Source organism: Sphingobium tyrosinilyticum (genome assembly GCF_042654265.1).
Lineage (GTDB): Bacteria > Pseudomonadota > Alphaproteobacteria > Sphingomonadales > Sphingomonadaceae > Sphingobium > Sphingobium tyrosinilyticum.
This window is the reverse complement of the sequence record NZ_JBHSFZ010000001.1, coordinates 79,800-93,232: the sequence shown is the minus strand read 5'-3', so window position 1 is coordinate 93,232 and position 13,433 is coordinate 79,800. Positions and strand designations below refer to the sequence as shown.

Below are 13,433 nucleotides of genomic sequence, written 5' to 3'. Positions count from 1 at the left end.
CGGCTGAATTTTTGGGCGGAGTTGGACGAAATATGACCGCTGAACAATTATTCCGCGCCTTGGCGGCGGAAAAGATCATGATCTTCGACGGCGGCTACGGCACGTCGATCCAGAAGCATGGGCTGACCGAGGCGGATTATCGTGGGTCGCTCGATCTGGCGAAGGATCAGAAGGGCAATAACGACCTGCTCTGTCTGACCCGGCCGGATATCGTCGAGGGCATCCACACCGCCTATCTCGACGCCGGGGCGGACATGATCGAGACGAACACCTTCTCGTCCACCAAGATCGCCATGGCCGATTATGGCTGTGAGCATCTGGTGCGGGAGATCAACATCGCCGCTGCCCACATCGCGCGCAAGGCGTGCGAGGCCGCTACGGCAAAGGATGGGCGTCCGCGTTTCGTGGCGGGGTCGATCGGGCCGACGAACAAGACGCTGTCGATCTCGCCCGATGTGAACGACCCGGCCTATCGAGAGGTCGACTATGATACGCTCAAGGCCGACTATCGCGAGCAGTGCGACGCGCTGATCGAGGGTGGGGTGGACTTCCTGCTGGTCGAAACCTGTTTCGACACGCTGAACGCCAAGGCTGCAGGCATGGCGGCGCGGGAGGCCGAGGCTGCGGCCGGGCGGCCGGTGCCGCTGATGCTGAGCTTCACCATCACCGACATGTCCGGGCGGAACCTGTCGGGGCATACGATCAATGCCTTCTGGTATTCGCTGCGGCATTTGAAGCCGCTGACCATCGGGGTGAACTGTGCCTTCGGGGCGGATTTGCTGCGGCCTTATCTGAGCGAACTGGCGAAGAATGCCGATACGCTGATCCTGGCCTATCCCAATGCGGGGCTGCCCAATGAGCTGGGGCAGTATGATGAGCTGCCGGAAACGACCGCTTCGCTCATTCGCCAGTGGGTGGATGAGGGGCTGGTCAATATGGTCGGCGGTTGCTGCGGTACGACGCCTGCTCATATCGGCGCGGTCGCGAAGGCGCTGGCGGGGCATAAGCCTCGCGTGGTGCCGGAGTTGCCGGTGGTGACGCGGCTTGCGGGCCTCGAACCGATGCATATCGCGGCGTAAGATTATTCCCCCTCCCGCAGGCGGGAGGGGGCTAGGGGGTGGGCTGATCCAGGCGCCATCCCGAGACGGCCCACCCCCGGCCCCTCCCGCTTGCGGGAGGGGAGAAGAGAATTGAAATGACCAAGACCTCCACCGCCACTTTCGTCAACATCGGTGAGCGCACCAACGTCACCGGATCGGCCAAATTCAAGAAGCTGATCATGGCGGGCGACTATGCCGCGGCCATCGATATCGCGCGCGATCAGGTGGAGAACGGCGCGCAGATCGTCGATGTCAACATGGACGAGGGCCTGCTCGACGCGGTCGAGGCGATGACGACCTTCCTCAAGCTCATGACCTCCGAGCCGGACATCAGCCGTGTTCCGGTGATGATCGACAGCTCCAAATGGGAAGTGATCGAGGCGGGGCTGAAATGCGTGTCCGGCAAGCCGGTGGTGAACTCGATCAGCATGAAGGAGGGCGAAGAGGCTTTCCTGCATCATGCGCGGCTCTGCATGGCCTATGGCGCGGCGGTGGTGGTCATGGCCTTCGACGAGACGGGGCAGGCAGACACCAAGGCCCGCAAGGTCGAGATTTGCGAGCGCGCCTACAAGCTGCTGATGAGCATCGGCTTCCCGCCTGAAGATATCATCTTCGATCCCAATATCTTTGCGGTCGCGACCGGGATCGAGGAGCATAATAATTACGGCATGGACTTCATCGAGGCGTGCCGTGAGATCAAGGCGCGCTGCCCGCATGTCCATATTTCGGGCGGGCTGTCGAACTTCTCCTTTTCCTTCCGCGGCAATGAGCCGGTGCGGCGGGCGATGCATTCGGTCTTCCTCTACCACGCCATCCCGGCGGGGCTGGACATGGCGATCGTCAATGCCGGGCAGCTCGACGTCTATGACGCCATCGATCCGGCGCTGCGCAAGGCGTGCGAGGATGTGCTGCTGAATAGCGATCCTGAAGCCGGGGATCGCCTGGTGGCGCTGGCCGAAAGCTATAAGGGTAAGGACGCGGCGTCCGAAAAGGCGGCGCAGGAATGGCGCGGCTGGCCGGTCGCCAAGCGGCTGGAGCATGCGCTGGTCAAGGGCATCGACATGTATGTTGTCGAGGATACGGAGGAAGCCCGCCTCGCCGCCGTGAAGCCGATCGAGGTGATCGAAGGCCCGCTGATGGACGGCATGAACGTCGTGGGCGACCTGTTCGGGGCGGGCAAGATGTTCCTGCCGCAGGTGGTGAAATCGGCGCGCGTCATGAAGAAGGCGGTGGCGCATCTGCTGCCCTTCATCGAAGCGTCAAAGGAGCCGGGCGCCAAGGGCAAGGGCAAGATCATAATGGCGACGGTCAAGGGCGACGTCCATGATATCGGCAAGAATATCGTCGGCGTCGTGCTGCAGTGCAACGGCTTTGAGGTGATCGACATGGGCGTGATGGTGCCCTGGCAGGACATCATCAAGGCCGCAAACGAGAATGACGCGGACATGATCGGCCTGTCGGGCCTCATTACGCCGTCGCTGGACGAGATGGTGACGGTAGCTGCCGAAATGCAGCGCGCCAACATGACCATGCCGCTGCTGATCGGCGGGGCGACCACGTCGAAGGTGCATACGGCGCTGCGCATCGATCCGGCCTTTACCGGGCCTGTGGTGCATGTGCTGGACGCCAGCCGAGCGGTGGGCGTGGCGACGGCGTTGGTCTCCGAAACGCAGAAAAACGATTTCGTCCAGAAGACAAAGGACGACTATGAGCATGTGCGCGTCGCCCGTGCGAACAAGGGGCATAGTGCGCTGGTGCCGATCGAAGACGCGCGCGCCAACGGGTTTGAGATCGACGAGAGCCTGAAGCCTGGCAAGCCACGCCTGCCCGGCGTGCATCGCTTTCCCGATTGGGACCTGAAGGATCTGCGCGACTATATCGACTGGACGCCCTTCTTCCGCGCTTGGGAATTGGCGGGCAATTATCCGGCGATCCTGTCAGATGCGGTGGTGGGGGAAAGCGCGACCAGTCTTTTCAACGACGCGCAGGCGATGCTTGACCGCATCATTGATGAGAAATGGCTGACCGCGCGCGGTGTGTGCGGCCTGTGGCCTTGCCGCCGCGAGGGTGACGACATCATCGTCCATGTCGAGGACGAAAATCATGTCCGCCTGCCGATGCTGCGCCAGCAGATCGCGAAGCGCGAGGGGCGGGCGAATATGTGCCTGGCTGACTTCATCAGCCCCAATGGCGACTGGATGGGCGGCTTTGCCGTGTCGATCCACGGCATCGAGCCGCATCTGGCGCGGTTCAAGGCCGCGATCGATGACTATTCGGACATTCTTCTAAAGGCGCTGGCGGATCGTCTGGCGGAAGCCTTTGCCGAGCGGCTGCACCATTATGTCCGCACCGCGCTGTGGGGCTATGCCGAAGGGGAGCAGCTGACCAATGAGGCGCTGATCAAGGAGCAATATCGCGGCATCCGGCCCGCGCCCGGTTATCCGGCTTGCCCGGAGCATAGTTTGAAGCCGCTGCTGTTCGACATGCTGGACGCGCATCATGCGACGGGGATCACGCTGACGGAAAGCTTTGCGATGCTGCCGACTGCGGCGGTCAGCGGCTTTTACTTCGGCCATCCGCAGGCGGAATATTTCGGCGTCGCGCGGGTGGGTCGCGATCAGCTGGAAGATTATGCGCAGCGCCGCGGGGTCGATCTGGAGACGGCGGAGCGCTGGTTGCGGCCGAACATGGATTGACCTCTGGATATCCTCCCTGCGCGAAGCGTGGGGAGTGGGACCGTTCGCGATGCGAATGGTGGAGGGCCCTTCGCGACAGCGACGGTTTCACCGTCGCCCCTCCACCATGCTGCGCATGGTCCCCCCTCCCCATCTTGCAATGGGGAGGATTAGGTTACCGTTTCTCGTGATTGGCGGCGACCGCCTTCGCCACGGCCTGCATGAGCTGCCAGCGCGTGGGTATGGGCTCGGTGGTGCTGCCGATCATCACCGCCACGGCGTAGCTGGTGCCGTCCGGCGCGGTCATGATCCCGACATCGTTGAAGCCGGTCGAGCGTGCGCCCAAAATCTGGCCGGTGCCGGTCTTGTGCAGATAGTGCCAGCCTGCCGGCACGCCGCCCTTGATCCGCTGCGGTCCGGTCTTTGCCTCGCTCATGATCGACATCAGCAATTGCGCGGAAGCGGGGGAGAGCATGCTGCCCTCCTTGAGCTTTGCCAGCGCATTCACGATGGACGAGGGCGCTGCGCCATCGGGGGGGCTGGCGAGATAATTGTCGAGCGCTTTGACGCGCGCCGCCATCGGCACCCTGTCGCGCGCGGCATAGAAGCTGCGGCCGATCGAATAATCCTGCCGCCATTCCAAGCCCGCCGCGGTCGCCTGCAGTAACCGCTCGCCGGGGCCGAAGCGTATGTCTTTGATGTAGCGGCGGGCAAGATAGCTGCGCACCGCTTCCGGCCCACCCACGGCGCGCAGCAGCGTGTCGTTGGCGGTGTTGTCGCTTTGTGTCATCGCGCGGCGCATCAGATCGGAATAGCTGGTGGTCCAGCCGCTATTGCCGACCAGAGCGGCTGTCGGCTGGTGGAAGAGGGTAAGGTCCTTGCGCGTGATCGTCGTCGTGTCGGACAGGCGGATCTTGCCGCGATCGACCGCATCGAGGAAGGTCATCGACACCCAGAGCTTGGACACGCTCTGCTGCGGGAAGAGGGCGCTGCCGTTCCATGCCACGGTCCAGTCGCTGCCAATCCGGCGGACGGCGATGCCGACCTTGCCATTGAAGCTCTGGCCAAGGTTGCGCACGACGCTGACGAGAGCGGGCGGCGGGGTTTCGCGCTGATCGACGTCCAGCGCCTGGAACGGCTTGGGCGGATTGGCGACCGGCTTGATCGGATAGGTCGATGTGGTCGGCTGCACCCGCTGCGGTGTTTTGGCCTGAGGTTCGACAGGCGCGCTGACGCAAGCCGACAGCGCCGCCATCAACAAGACAAGGCGGGCCGAACCGCCATCAGGGCGCAACCCGCGCCCGTTATTTCCATCATTCATGTGCGTCCCCGCGCTCTCCCACTCGTCCTTCGTGGCGCGGGCCTCATTGCTGACAAGGTTCATGCGATGAATGATTCCACAATTGCGATGTAAGGAGTCTGAACGGGCTGCTGCTTGCGCTCAGTTAAGGTTAAGCCGCGACGGGTGATGAGAGCGCGATGATGGCTGGACTTGTGGATAGGCGCACGCTGCTGCTGAGCGGCATGGCAGCGGCCGGCGGGGTGATGCTGGGCGGCGCGGCGCTGGCTGCCCCCTTCACGTCGCGGCGGATCGCGGTGACGGTGCGGGGCACGGGGCGCGACGTGGTGCTGATCGCCGGGCTGGCGAGCGGACCGGGTTTATGGAATGGCCTGATGGCGGCGGTGCCGGGCTGCCGCTGGCACCTCGTTCATGTGCGCGGTTTTGCGGGGCTGGCGGCCGATGCCAATGCCAGCGGGCCGCTGGTGCAGCCGCTGGCCGATGAGGTTGCGCGCTATATGGGGGCGGCGGGGCTGGAGCGTCCGGCGATCATTGGCCATTCCATGGGCGGCACTCTGGCGATGATGTTGGGGCTGAAGGGTCTGGCCGGGCGGCTGATGGTGGTCGATATGCTGCCTGAGGGCGCGGCGATGGTCGGCGGCACCGCGCAGGGCATGGGCTATCTGGCCGATCAGTTGAGTCAATATTTTACGGGGACCAAGGCGGGGCGGACCTATCTGGCGCAGATATTGGCGCAGGCTCCGGGCGCGAAGGGGAGCGATCCTGACGTCATCGCCAATGCGCTGCGGGACTTGGCGAGCATCGACCTTGAGCCGCAGCTTGGCCGGATCGCCGCGCCCATGGAGGTTGTCTATGCGGTGGGCGCAGACCCGACGCAGGCGAACGCCATCGGGCGCACCTTCCGTGCTGCTTATGCCGCCAAGAAAGGCGTCCGTCTGGTGCCGATCGGTCCTAGCGGTCATGTCGTCATGGCGGACCAACCCGCGCGCTTCGCGACAGTCGTGAGGGACTTCCTCAGCCCCTGATCAGGGCGTCAGAACCGTGTCCACGGCCTCGGGCAGCATGTCCGGATAGTCGAGCGTATAGTGCAGCCCTCGGCTTTCCTTGCGCTTGAGCGCCGAGCGGACGACGAGGCGCGCGACCTCCAGCAGATTACGCAGTTCGATCAGGTCCGAAGTCACCCGGAAATGGCCGTAATATTCGTCCACTTCCTTGGCGAGCAGGTCGATGCGGTGCTGCGCCCGCTCCAGCCGCTTGGTGGTGCGGACGATGCCGACATAATCCCACATGAAGCGGCGGATTTCCTTCCAGTTATGCTGGACGATCACTTCTTCATCGCTGTTGGTGACGCGGCTTTCGTCCCACGGCCGGATCGACGGGGGCGAGGGGAGTTCGTCCCAATGGGCGCGGATGTGCTTCGCCGCTGTTTCGCCGAACACGAAACATTCGAGCAGCGAGTTGGAGGCGAGGCGGTTGGCGCCGTGCAGGCCGCTTTCCGTGACTTCGCCAGCGGCATAGAGGCCGGGCAGGTCGGTGCGGCCGTCCAGGTCGATGACCACGCCGCCGCAGGTATAATGCTGCGCCGGGACGACGGGGATCGGTTCTTTGGTGATGTCGATGTCGAGGTCGAGCAGCCGCGCATAGATGGTCGGGAAGTGGGTGCGCACAAACTCCGGCGGCTTGTGACTGATGTCGAGATGGACATAGTCGAGGCCGAGGCGCTTGATCTCATGGTCGATCGCGCGGGCGACGACGTCGCGGGGAGCTAGTTCGGCGCGCGGGTCGAAGCGTGGCATGAACCGCTCTCCGCCGCCGGGTACGCCGGGCGGTAGCTTCAGGTGGCCGCCTTCGCCGCGCACGGCTTCGGTGATCAGGAAATTCTTGACCTCCAGATTGTAAAGGCAGGTCGGATGGAACTGGTTCATCTCCATGTTGGAGACGCGGCAGCCCGCGCGCCAGGCCATGGCGATGCCGTCGCCGGTCGCTCCTCGCGGCGCGGTCGAGAAGAGATAAGTGCGGCCCGCCCCGCCGGTGCACAGGATCGTCGCTTTCCCAAGCAGCGCATCGACATGGCCGCTATTCTTGTTGAAGGCGTAAACGCCCCAAACGTGACCGTCTCCCGAATATTTCTCTGCGTGGCGGCTGGTGATGAGGTCGATGGCGACCATGTCCTCCAGCAGAGTGATGTTGGGATTGGCGCGTGCGGCCTTCAGCAGCGCGACCTGCACGGCATGGCCGGTGGCGTCATCGACATGGACAATGCGGCGATGGCTGTGCCCGCCTTCGCGCGTCAGGTGCCAGCGTTCGCCAAATTCCTCGCCGCCGTTGAAGGGGACGCCGAGTTCCGCCAGCCGATCGATTGCCGCAGGGGCTTCGGAGACGACGAACTCGACCGTCTCGCGATTGTTGAGCCCCGCGCCAGCGACCATTGTGTCGCGGACATGCGCCTCGAAACTGTCACCTGCGTCGAGTACGGCGGCAATGCCCCCCTGCGCCCAGTTGGTGGAGCCGCTGTCGAGCGCCGCCTTGGCGAGCACCAACACCTTGCGGTCCTGCGCCAGGCTGATCGCGGCGGTGAGCCCGGCGGCTCCGGAGCCGATGATGACGACGTCATGGGTGGTGGTGGGCATTCGAAACCTTACTCCCCTCCCGTTGACGGGAGGGACTGGGGGTGGGCCTGGGCAAGCGTCGCCTGGACATGCGACACAACGCCTTCAAGGTTTTCCATCACATCAGCATTTGAAAAGCGCAAGATTGGATAGCCTCGGGAGCGGGAGTAATCTTCTCGGCGCGCATCATAATCAACGCTGCGGTCGTGGCTCGCTCCGTCTATTTCAATGATGAGGTTAAGTTCGCGGCACAGGAAGTCGGCGAAGTAAGGGCCGATCGGTAGCTGACGGTTGAATTTATAGCGGAGTTTGCGGGCGCGTAGCTGTTGCCACAAGAGACGTTCTGGTGGGGGAGCGGCGTTTCTCAGCTCTTGGCGCGCGCTGTGTTGCGTCGTTTGAAGCGTTGCGCGGGCCCACCTCCCGATTGCCCGACCCCAATCGCCCCTCCCGCTAGCGGGAGGGGGAACAGGATCGTCTTCCCTCACGCAGCCGCCGTCAGATGGAGGAACACGTCCTCCAGGTCCGGGTCGCGCGTCACCACATCGACGATGGAAAGGCCGCTCGCCTGCACGGCGCTCAGCACTTGGCCTGCGTTGGCGCGGTCCTTCATGTAGGTGATCGTCAGCGTGCGTGGATCGGAAAGTTCGACTTTCTCGAAGCAGGGTGCGTCGGGCGTGGCGGTTATGTCGCGATCGACGGTGACCTGCACCACCTTCTCCTGCGCCATGGCGATCAACTCGCGGGTAGGTTTGTCGGTGATGAGGCGGCCGTGGTTGATGATGCCGATGCGGTCGCACAGCTCCTCGGCCTCTTCCAGATAATGGGTCGTCAGCACGATCGTCACGCCGCGCGCATTGAGTTCACGCACATATTCCCACAGCTGCTGACGTAGCTGCACATCGACGCCGGCAGTCGGTTCGTCCAGCACGAGGATCGGCGGGCTGTGCACCATCGCCTTCGCCACCAGCAGCCGCCGCTTCATGCCGCCCGACAGGGTGCGGGCATAGGCATGGGCCTTGTCCTCCAGATGCACCGCGCGCAGCAGTTCCAGCGAGCGTCGGCGTTCCTTCGGCACGCCATAATAGCCCGCCTGATTTTCCAACGTCTCGAAGGGCGTGAAGAAGGGATCGAAGACGATTTCCTGCGGCACGATGCCGATCGAGTTTTTGGCATTGCGGGGGTTCTGATCGATGTCGAAGCCCCAGATTTTGGCCGTTCCCGACGTCTTGTTCACCAGCCCGGCGAGGATGTTGATCGTCGTGGATTTTCCTGCCCCATTGGGGCCGAGCAGGCCGTAAATCTGGCCGCGCGGGATGGACAGGTTGATATTGTCGAGCGCGCGCTTGCCACCTTTATAGACTTTGGTGAGGTTGGTGATCTCTATGGCGGGGGCGGGTATGTCGGTCATGGCTGATCTTTATGGGGATGGCGCGAACATTCGGGAAGGGATTTCCCCACCATCGCTCGAAACGAACGGCTGCTGTTAGAATTCTTCGGCCACGTCCATCAGGCCCAGCAGCTTCCTGGGCGCGACTTCACGCCAGCTTTTGTGTAGCCGGTCCTCGATTTGATCCCAATCCGTGTCGCCCAGGTCGAGGCGGATGCCGACCCAACCGTCGCCGAAATAGGCCGGGCGGAAGTAGCGAGCGGAATCGCTGTCGATCAGCATCGCCTGTTCTTCCGGCGCGGTCGTCTTGACCAGCACCGCCGTGATGCCGTCGCCATGATGATCCTGGCTGAAATAGGCGAATTTCTTGCCCTTCTCGATACCGAAGCAGGGCATGCCGTGGGATGTGACCTCGTCCGCCTGGGGCAGCGCGAGGGCGCGTTCGCGCACCTTGTTTAGCAGCCATTCGGGCTGGCGCTCGCGGGTCACGAAGTCGGCGAGGGTGCGGGAATAAAGTTGATGCTCGGCGATCAGGATGCGCGCGGCAAGCGTGTCGGCGGTGTCGCCGGGGAGGATGGCGACCTCGGTTTGCGCCAGCACAGGGCCGTCATCCAGTTCGCTGGTGACGACATGGACGGAGCAACCGGCATGGCTGTCGCCCGCATCCAGCGCCTTTTGATGGGTGTCGAGGCCCTTATATTTGGGGAGCAGGCTGGGGTGGATGTTGAGCATCCGGTCTTCCCAGCCGGAGACGAACTCGGGCGAGAGCAGGCGCATGTAACCGGCAAGGGCGACATATTCCGCGCCTGCCTTGCGCAGTTCCGCGTCGATGATCTGGTCGAACTCGGCGCGCTTCAGGCCCTTGTGGCTTTGCGCGAAGGTGGGGATACCCTCCGCCTGTGCCAGTGTCAGGCCAGCGGCTTCCGGGTCGTTGGCGGCGACCAGCACGATCTCATAGGGGCAGGACGGATGTTTGGCGGCGTAGAGCAGCGCCGCCATGTTCGAGCCGCGTCCGGAAATCAGAACGCCGACTTTTGCCTTGGCCATAATCGAACGACCTCCGTTCGTCCTGAGTAGCCGCTGAGCGAAGTCGATGCGGCGTATCGAAGGATGTTGCGCCCCGCCCTTGCTTCGATACGGGCCTTCGACAAGCTCAGTCCCTACTCCGCACGAACGGTGGGAATAATTGCTAACCCAGATGCGTGGCGGTCCAGTCGGCCTTGGCGCTCCAGGTTTCTTGCGATCCCTTGACGGTGCAGCCCTTCTCGCCCGCTTCCACGACACCGACGCGGACCACGGTTTCGCCTGCCGCTTCCAGCTCGGCCGCCACGGCATCGGCAACGTCCGCATCCACCGCCAGCACCATGCCGACTCCGCAGTTGAAGGTGCGCGCCATTTCCTGCGGCTCGATATTGCCCTGCGCCTGGAGGAAGGCCATCAGGCGCGGCTGTTCCCACCCATCGGCATCGACCATGGCATGGCAGCCGTCGGGCAGAACGCGCGGGATATTTTCCAGCAGGCCGCCGCCGGTGATATGGGCCAGCGCATTGATTTTGCCGCCGCGCACCAGCGGCAGCAGCGCCTTCACATAGATGCGGGTCGGCGCCATCAGCGCGTCGATCAGCAGCACTTCATTGTCGAAGATCGCCGGGCGGTCGAGCTTCCAGCCTTTGTCCGCGGCGAGGCGGCGGACCAGCGAGAAGCCGTTGGAATGCACGCCCGAGGAGGCGAGGCCGAGCAGCACATCGCCGGCCTTCACCTTGTTGCCGGTCAGTGCCTGCGACCGCTCCACCGCGCCGACGCAGAAACCGGCAAGGTCATAATCCCCGGCCGCATACATGCCGGGCATTTCGGCGGTCTCGCCGCCGATCAGTGCGCAGCCAGCTTGCTTGCAGCCTTCGGCGATGCCCGCGATCACGCGCTCGGCGACGCCGCTCTCCAGCTTGCCGGTGGCGTAATAGTCGAGGAAGAAAAGCGGCTCCGCGCCCTGAACGATAAGGTCGTTGGCGCACATGGCGACAAGGTCGATGCCCACGCCGTCATGCGCATCATGGTCGATGGCGAGCTTCAGCTTGGTGCCGACGCCGTCATTGGCCGCGACCAGCAGCGGATCGTCATAGCCGGCGGCCTTGAGGTCGAAGAAGCCGCCAAAGCCGCCCAGTTCGGCGTCGGCGCCGGGGCGGCGCGTCGCCTTGGCAAGAGGGGCGATGGCGCGGACCAGCGCATTGCCTGCCGCGATGTCCACGCCAGCCTTGGCGTAGCTGTAGGATTCGGTGTCGCTCATGCTCGCGCCCCCTAAAGCATTTTCGAGCCAGATGGAAACATCTGGCGGCTTAAGAAAATGCGGCAACCCAGAGAGTGCACAATGGCGCGGAAAACGGAACGGGAAATGGGTTGGCGCTTGGCAGATGGGGGAAATCCCGCCAAAAGGGCGCGCGTGAGCCTGTCCCCTGCCTTGCCCCGCCTGAATTTCCGGCCATCGCAGCTGCTTCGCCTGCTGTCGCGTCCCGCGCAGATATTGGGCGCCATCGTCCTTGGTCTCGCAGCGGCGGCGCTGTTCGCGCAGATGGAGGGGGAGCGCGGCGTGCCCCCGATCGCCAGCGGCGGCGACTATCAAGTGAGCGGCATCAAGGTCGATGTGCTGGGCAAGGATGCCAATAGCGCGCGCCTTGCCGGATGGCGGCTGGCGCAGCGGCAGGGCTGGCGCATGCTTTGGACGCGCACCCACGGCAATGCAGGCGTGCCCAGCCTGTCCGATTCGCAGCTGGAAGGCATGATCTCCGGCGTCGAAATCGAATATGAGCAGATCGGCCCCACCCGCTATGTCGCAACGCTGGGCATTTTGTTCGACCGCGCGCGCACGGGTCAGTTGCTGGGCGTGTCTGGCCATGTCATGCGTTCGCCGCCGCTGCTCGTCATCCCGGTGATGTGGGACGGGGGATCGGCCGTGTCCTACGAACGGATCAATGAATGGCAGAAAGCCTGGGCGCGGTTCCGCACCGGCGACAGCGCCATCGATTATGTGCGCGTCGCCGGATCAATCGCCGACCCGGTCCTGCTCAATGCCGGCCAGGTGGGGCGTCGCGGGCGTCTCTGGTGGCGCGTGCTGCTCGACCAATATGGCGCGGCCGATGTGGTGGTGCCGATCGCGCGGCTGGAGCGGCAATGGCCTGGTGGTCCTGTCACGGGCACCTTCACCGCGCGCTATGGTCCCGATGACCGGCTGATCGGCAGCTTCTCCCTGCGCGCTTCCGCCGAAAGCGCCATTCCGCAGATGCTGGATGAAGCAGCGCGGCGGATCGACCAGCTTTATACCGCTGCCCTTAATGATGGACGCCTGCGGCCCGACCCCTCGCTCATCATCGAGGAGCCGGTTGATCCGGATGCTCTGGAGATAGAAAACACCACCGAAGCGCCTGTGGAAACGCTGGAGGCGCCTGTTCCTGCCGCTGCCACCAGCAGCTTCTCGATCCAGTTCGACACGCCGGACGCCGGATCGGTCGCGCAGGGTGAGGCGGCGGTTCGCTCGATCCTGGGCGTGCGGTCCGCGATCACCAGCAGCCTGGCGCTGGGTGGCACATCGGTGATGCAGGTGAGCTTCGACGGCACAGCCGATGCGCTGCGCGCGGCGCTTCAGGCGCGGGGTTTCACGGTCTCCGGCTCTGGCTCCGCCCTGCGTATCCGGCGTGGAGGCGGCGCAGCGCCTGCAGGAGCGGCAGCGCCGCAATGAGGCAGATCAGCCTGCCATTTGATTGGCCAGGGCAGGGGACGGACGGGGACTTCCTGGTCAGCGATGCGAATAGCGTCGCCGTGCGTCATCTGGAAGGTTGGCGCGACTGGCCGCTGGCGATCAGCGTGCTGAGCGGTCCTTCCCTCTCCGGCCGGTCGATGCTGGGCCGGCGCTTTGCGGCCATGAGCGCCGGCAGGGTCATCGACGATGCGGAAGGGCAGGAGGACCGCCTTCTTTTCAACGCCTGGAATGATGCGCAGACCAGCCGCAGGCCGCTGCTTCTGATCGGATTGCGTGCGCCGACGCTGTGGGATGTCAAGCTGCCTGACCTTAAATCCCGGCTGGCAGCGGCGCCGCACATCGCCATTGAGGAGCCCGACGAACCGCTCGCTCGCGCGCTGGTCGAACGGGCGCTGGGAGCGATGGGCGCTAATTATGCGGCTGACCTGCCCGAATGGCTGCTGCGCCGGATAGAGCGCAGCTATGCGGCGATTGCAGGCGTGACGCGGCTGCTGAACGAGGCGGCGCTGTCATCTGGACGTAAGATTTCTGCCGCTATGGCGAAAGAGGCCCTGCAAGCGGCCGGATTCTTGCCTATAATGCCCGATGATCCGCACCCCTCATCAAATTGA

11 protein-coding genes are annotated in these 13,433 nt (G+C 64.0%); 5 read left to right on the top strand and 6 right to left on the bottom strand.

The annotated features are described in order from the left end of the window. Positions 1 to 32 precede the first annotated feature (32 nt). Positions 33 to 1,079: a homocysteine S-methyltransferase family protein gene (locus tag ACFO3E_RS00485; RefSeq protein WP_066525021.1), complete on the top strand. Its 1,047-nt coding sequence runs from the start codon at positions 33 to 35 to the stop codon at positions 1,077 to 1,079. 116 nt (positions 1,080 to 1,195) lie between these two features. After that, positions 1,196 to 3,796 (top strand): methionine synthase, encoded by a 2,601-nt coding sequence (gene metH, locus ACFO3E_RS00480; RefSeq protein WP_066525019.1) that lies wholly within the window; start codon positions 1,196 to 1,198, stop codon positions 3,794 to 3,796. Between the two features lie 154 nt (positions 3,797 to 3,950). Here the strand turns inward: metH and ACFO3E_RS00475 are convergent, their stop codons facing one another. Next, positions 3,951 to 5,096: a serine hydrolase gene (locus ACFO3E_RS00475; protein ID WP_066528747.1), complete on the bottom strand. Its 1,146-nt coding sequence runs from the start codon at positions 5,094 to 5,096 to the stop codon at positions 3,951 to 3,953. Positions 5,097 to 5,254: 158 nt separating this feature from the next. On the opposite strand from ACFO3E_RS00475, the gene ACFO3E_RS00470 reads away from it, so the two are divergent. Continuing rightward, positions 5,255 to 6,100, top strand: a complete 846-nt coding sequence (locus tag ACFO3E_RS00470) for an alpha/beta fold hydrolase (protein ID WP_066525018.1) — start codon at positions 5,255 to 5,257, stop codon at positions 6,098 to 6,100. On the opposite strand, the gene nadB is transcribed toward ACFO3E_RS00470, so the two are convergent. From nadB to purM, 5 genes are all read right to left on the bottom strand, one after another. Further along, entirely contained in the window at positions 6,101 to 7,705 is a 1,605-nt protein-coding gene (nadB, locus tag ACFO3E_RS00465) for an L-aspartate oxidase (protein ID WP_066525016.1), read from the bottom strand. An 8-nt stretch (positions 7,706 to 7,713) separates the two neighbouring features. Then, a complete protein-coding gene (locus tag ACFO3E_RS00460) occupies positions 7,714 to 8,169 on the bottom strand; it encodes an endonuclease domain-containing protein (RefSeq protein ID WP_225870574.1) in 456 nt (151 codons plus the stop codon). Beyond that, the gene (locus ACFO3E_RS00455; RefSeq protein ID WP_380801703.1) at positions 8,166 to 9,092 is read right to left on the bottom strand and encodes an ABC transporter ATP-binding protein; all 927 of its coding nucleotides are present in this window, start codon (positions 9,090 to 9,092) and stop codon (positions 8,166 to 8,168) included. The genes ACFO3E_RS00460 and ACFO3E_RS00455 overlap by 4 nt, the downstream gene beginning before the upstream one ends. A 75-nt stretch (positions 9,093 to 9,167) precedes the next feature. Continuing rightward, positions 9,168 to 10,118 (bottom strand): phosphoribosylglycinamide formyltransferase, encoded by a 951-nt coding sequence (gene purN, locus ACFO3E_RS00450; RefSeq protein ID WP_066525012.1) that lies wholly within the window; start codon positions 10,116 to 10,118, stop codon positions 9,168 to 9,170. A gap of 142 nt (positions 10,119 to 10,260) precedes the next feature. Beyond that, entirely contained in the window at positions 10,261 to 11,355 is a 1,095-nt protein-coding gene (gene purM, locus ACFO3E_RS00445) for a phosphoribosylformylglycinamidine cyclo-ligase (protein WP_380801701.1), read from the bottom strand. 105 nt (positions 11,356 to 11,460) lie between these two features. On the opposite strand from purM, the gene ACFO3E_RS00440 reads away from it, so the two are divergent. Then, the gene (locus ACFO3E_RS00440) at positions 11,461 to 12,801 is read left to right on the top strand and encodes a heavy-metal-associated domain-containing protein (protein WP_380801972.1); all 1,341 of its coding nucleotides are present in this window, start codon (positions 11,461 to 11,463) and stop codon (positions 12,799 to 12,801) included. Beyond that, positions 12,798 to 13,433, top strand: a complete 636-nt coding sequence (locus ACFO3E_RS00435; RefSeq protein WP_380801700.1) for a P-loop NTPase family protein — start codon at positions 12,798 to 12,800, stop codon at positions 13,431 to 13,433. Before ACFO3E_RS00440 ends, ACFO3E_RS00435 begins: the two co-directional genes overlap by 4 nt.

Coding starts and splice junctions, on each gene's coding strand:
- ACFO3E_RS00485 (WP_066525021.1), top strand. CDS start 33: ATGACCGCTGAACAATTATTCCGCGCCTTGGCGGCGGAAAAGATCATG.
- metH (WP_066525019.1), top strand. CDS start 1,196: ATGACCAAGACCTCCACCGCCACTTTCGTCAACATCGGTGAGCGCACC.
- ACFO3E_RS00475 (WP_066528747.1), bottom strand. CDS start 5,096: ATGAATGATGGAAATAACGGGCGCGGGTTGCGCCCTGATGGCGGTTCG.
- ACFO3E_RS00470 (WP_066525018.1), top strand. CDS start 5,255: ATGATGGCTGGACTTGTGGATAGGCGCACGCTGCTGCTGAGCGGCATG.
- nadB (WP_066525016.1), bottom strand. CDS start 7,705: ATGCCCACCACCACCCATGACGTCGTCATCATCGGCTCCGGAGCCGCC.
- ACFO3E_RS00455 (WP_380801703.1), bottom strand. CDS start 9,092: ATGACCGACATACCCGCCCCCGCCATAGAGATCACCAACCTCACCAAA.
- purN (WP_066525012.1), bottom strand. CDS start 10,118: ATGGCCAAGGCAAAAGTCGGCGTTCTGATTTCCGGACGCGGCTCGAAC.
- purM (WP_380801701.1), bottom strand. CDS start 11,355: ATGAGCGACACCGAATCCTACAGCTACGCCAAGGCTGGCGTGGACATC.
- ACFO3E_RS00440 (WP_380801972.1), top strand. CDS start 11,461: ATGGGTTGGCGCTTGGCAGATGGGGGAAATCCCGCCAAAAGGGCGCGC.
- ACFO3E_RS00435 (WP_380801700.1), top strand. CDS start 12,798: ATGAGGCAGATCAGCCTGCCATTTGATTGGCCAGGGCAGGGGACGGAC.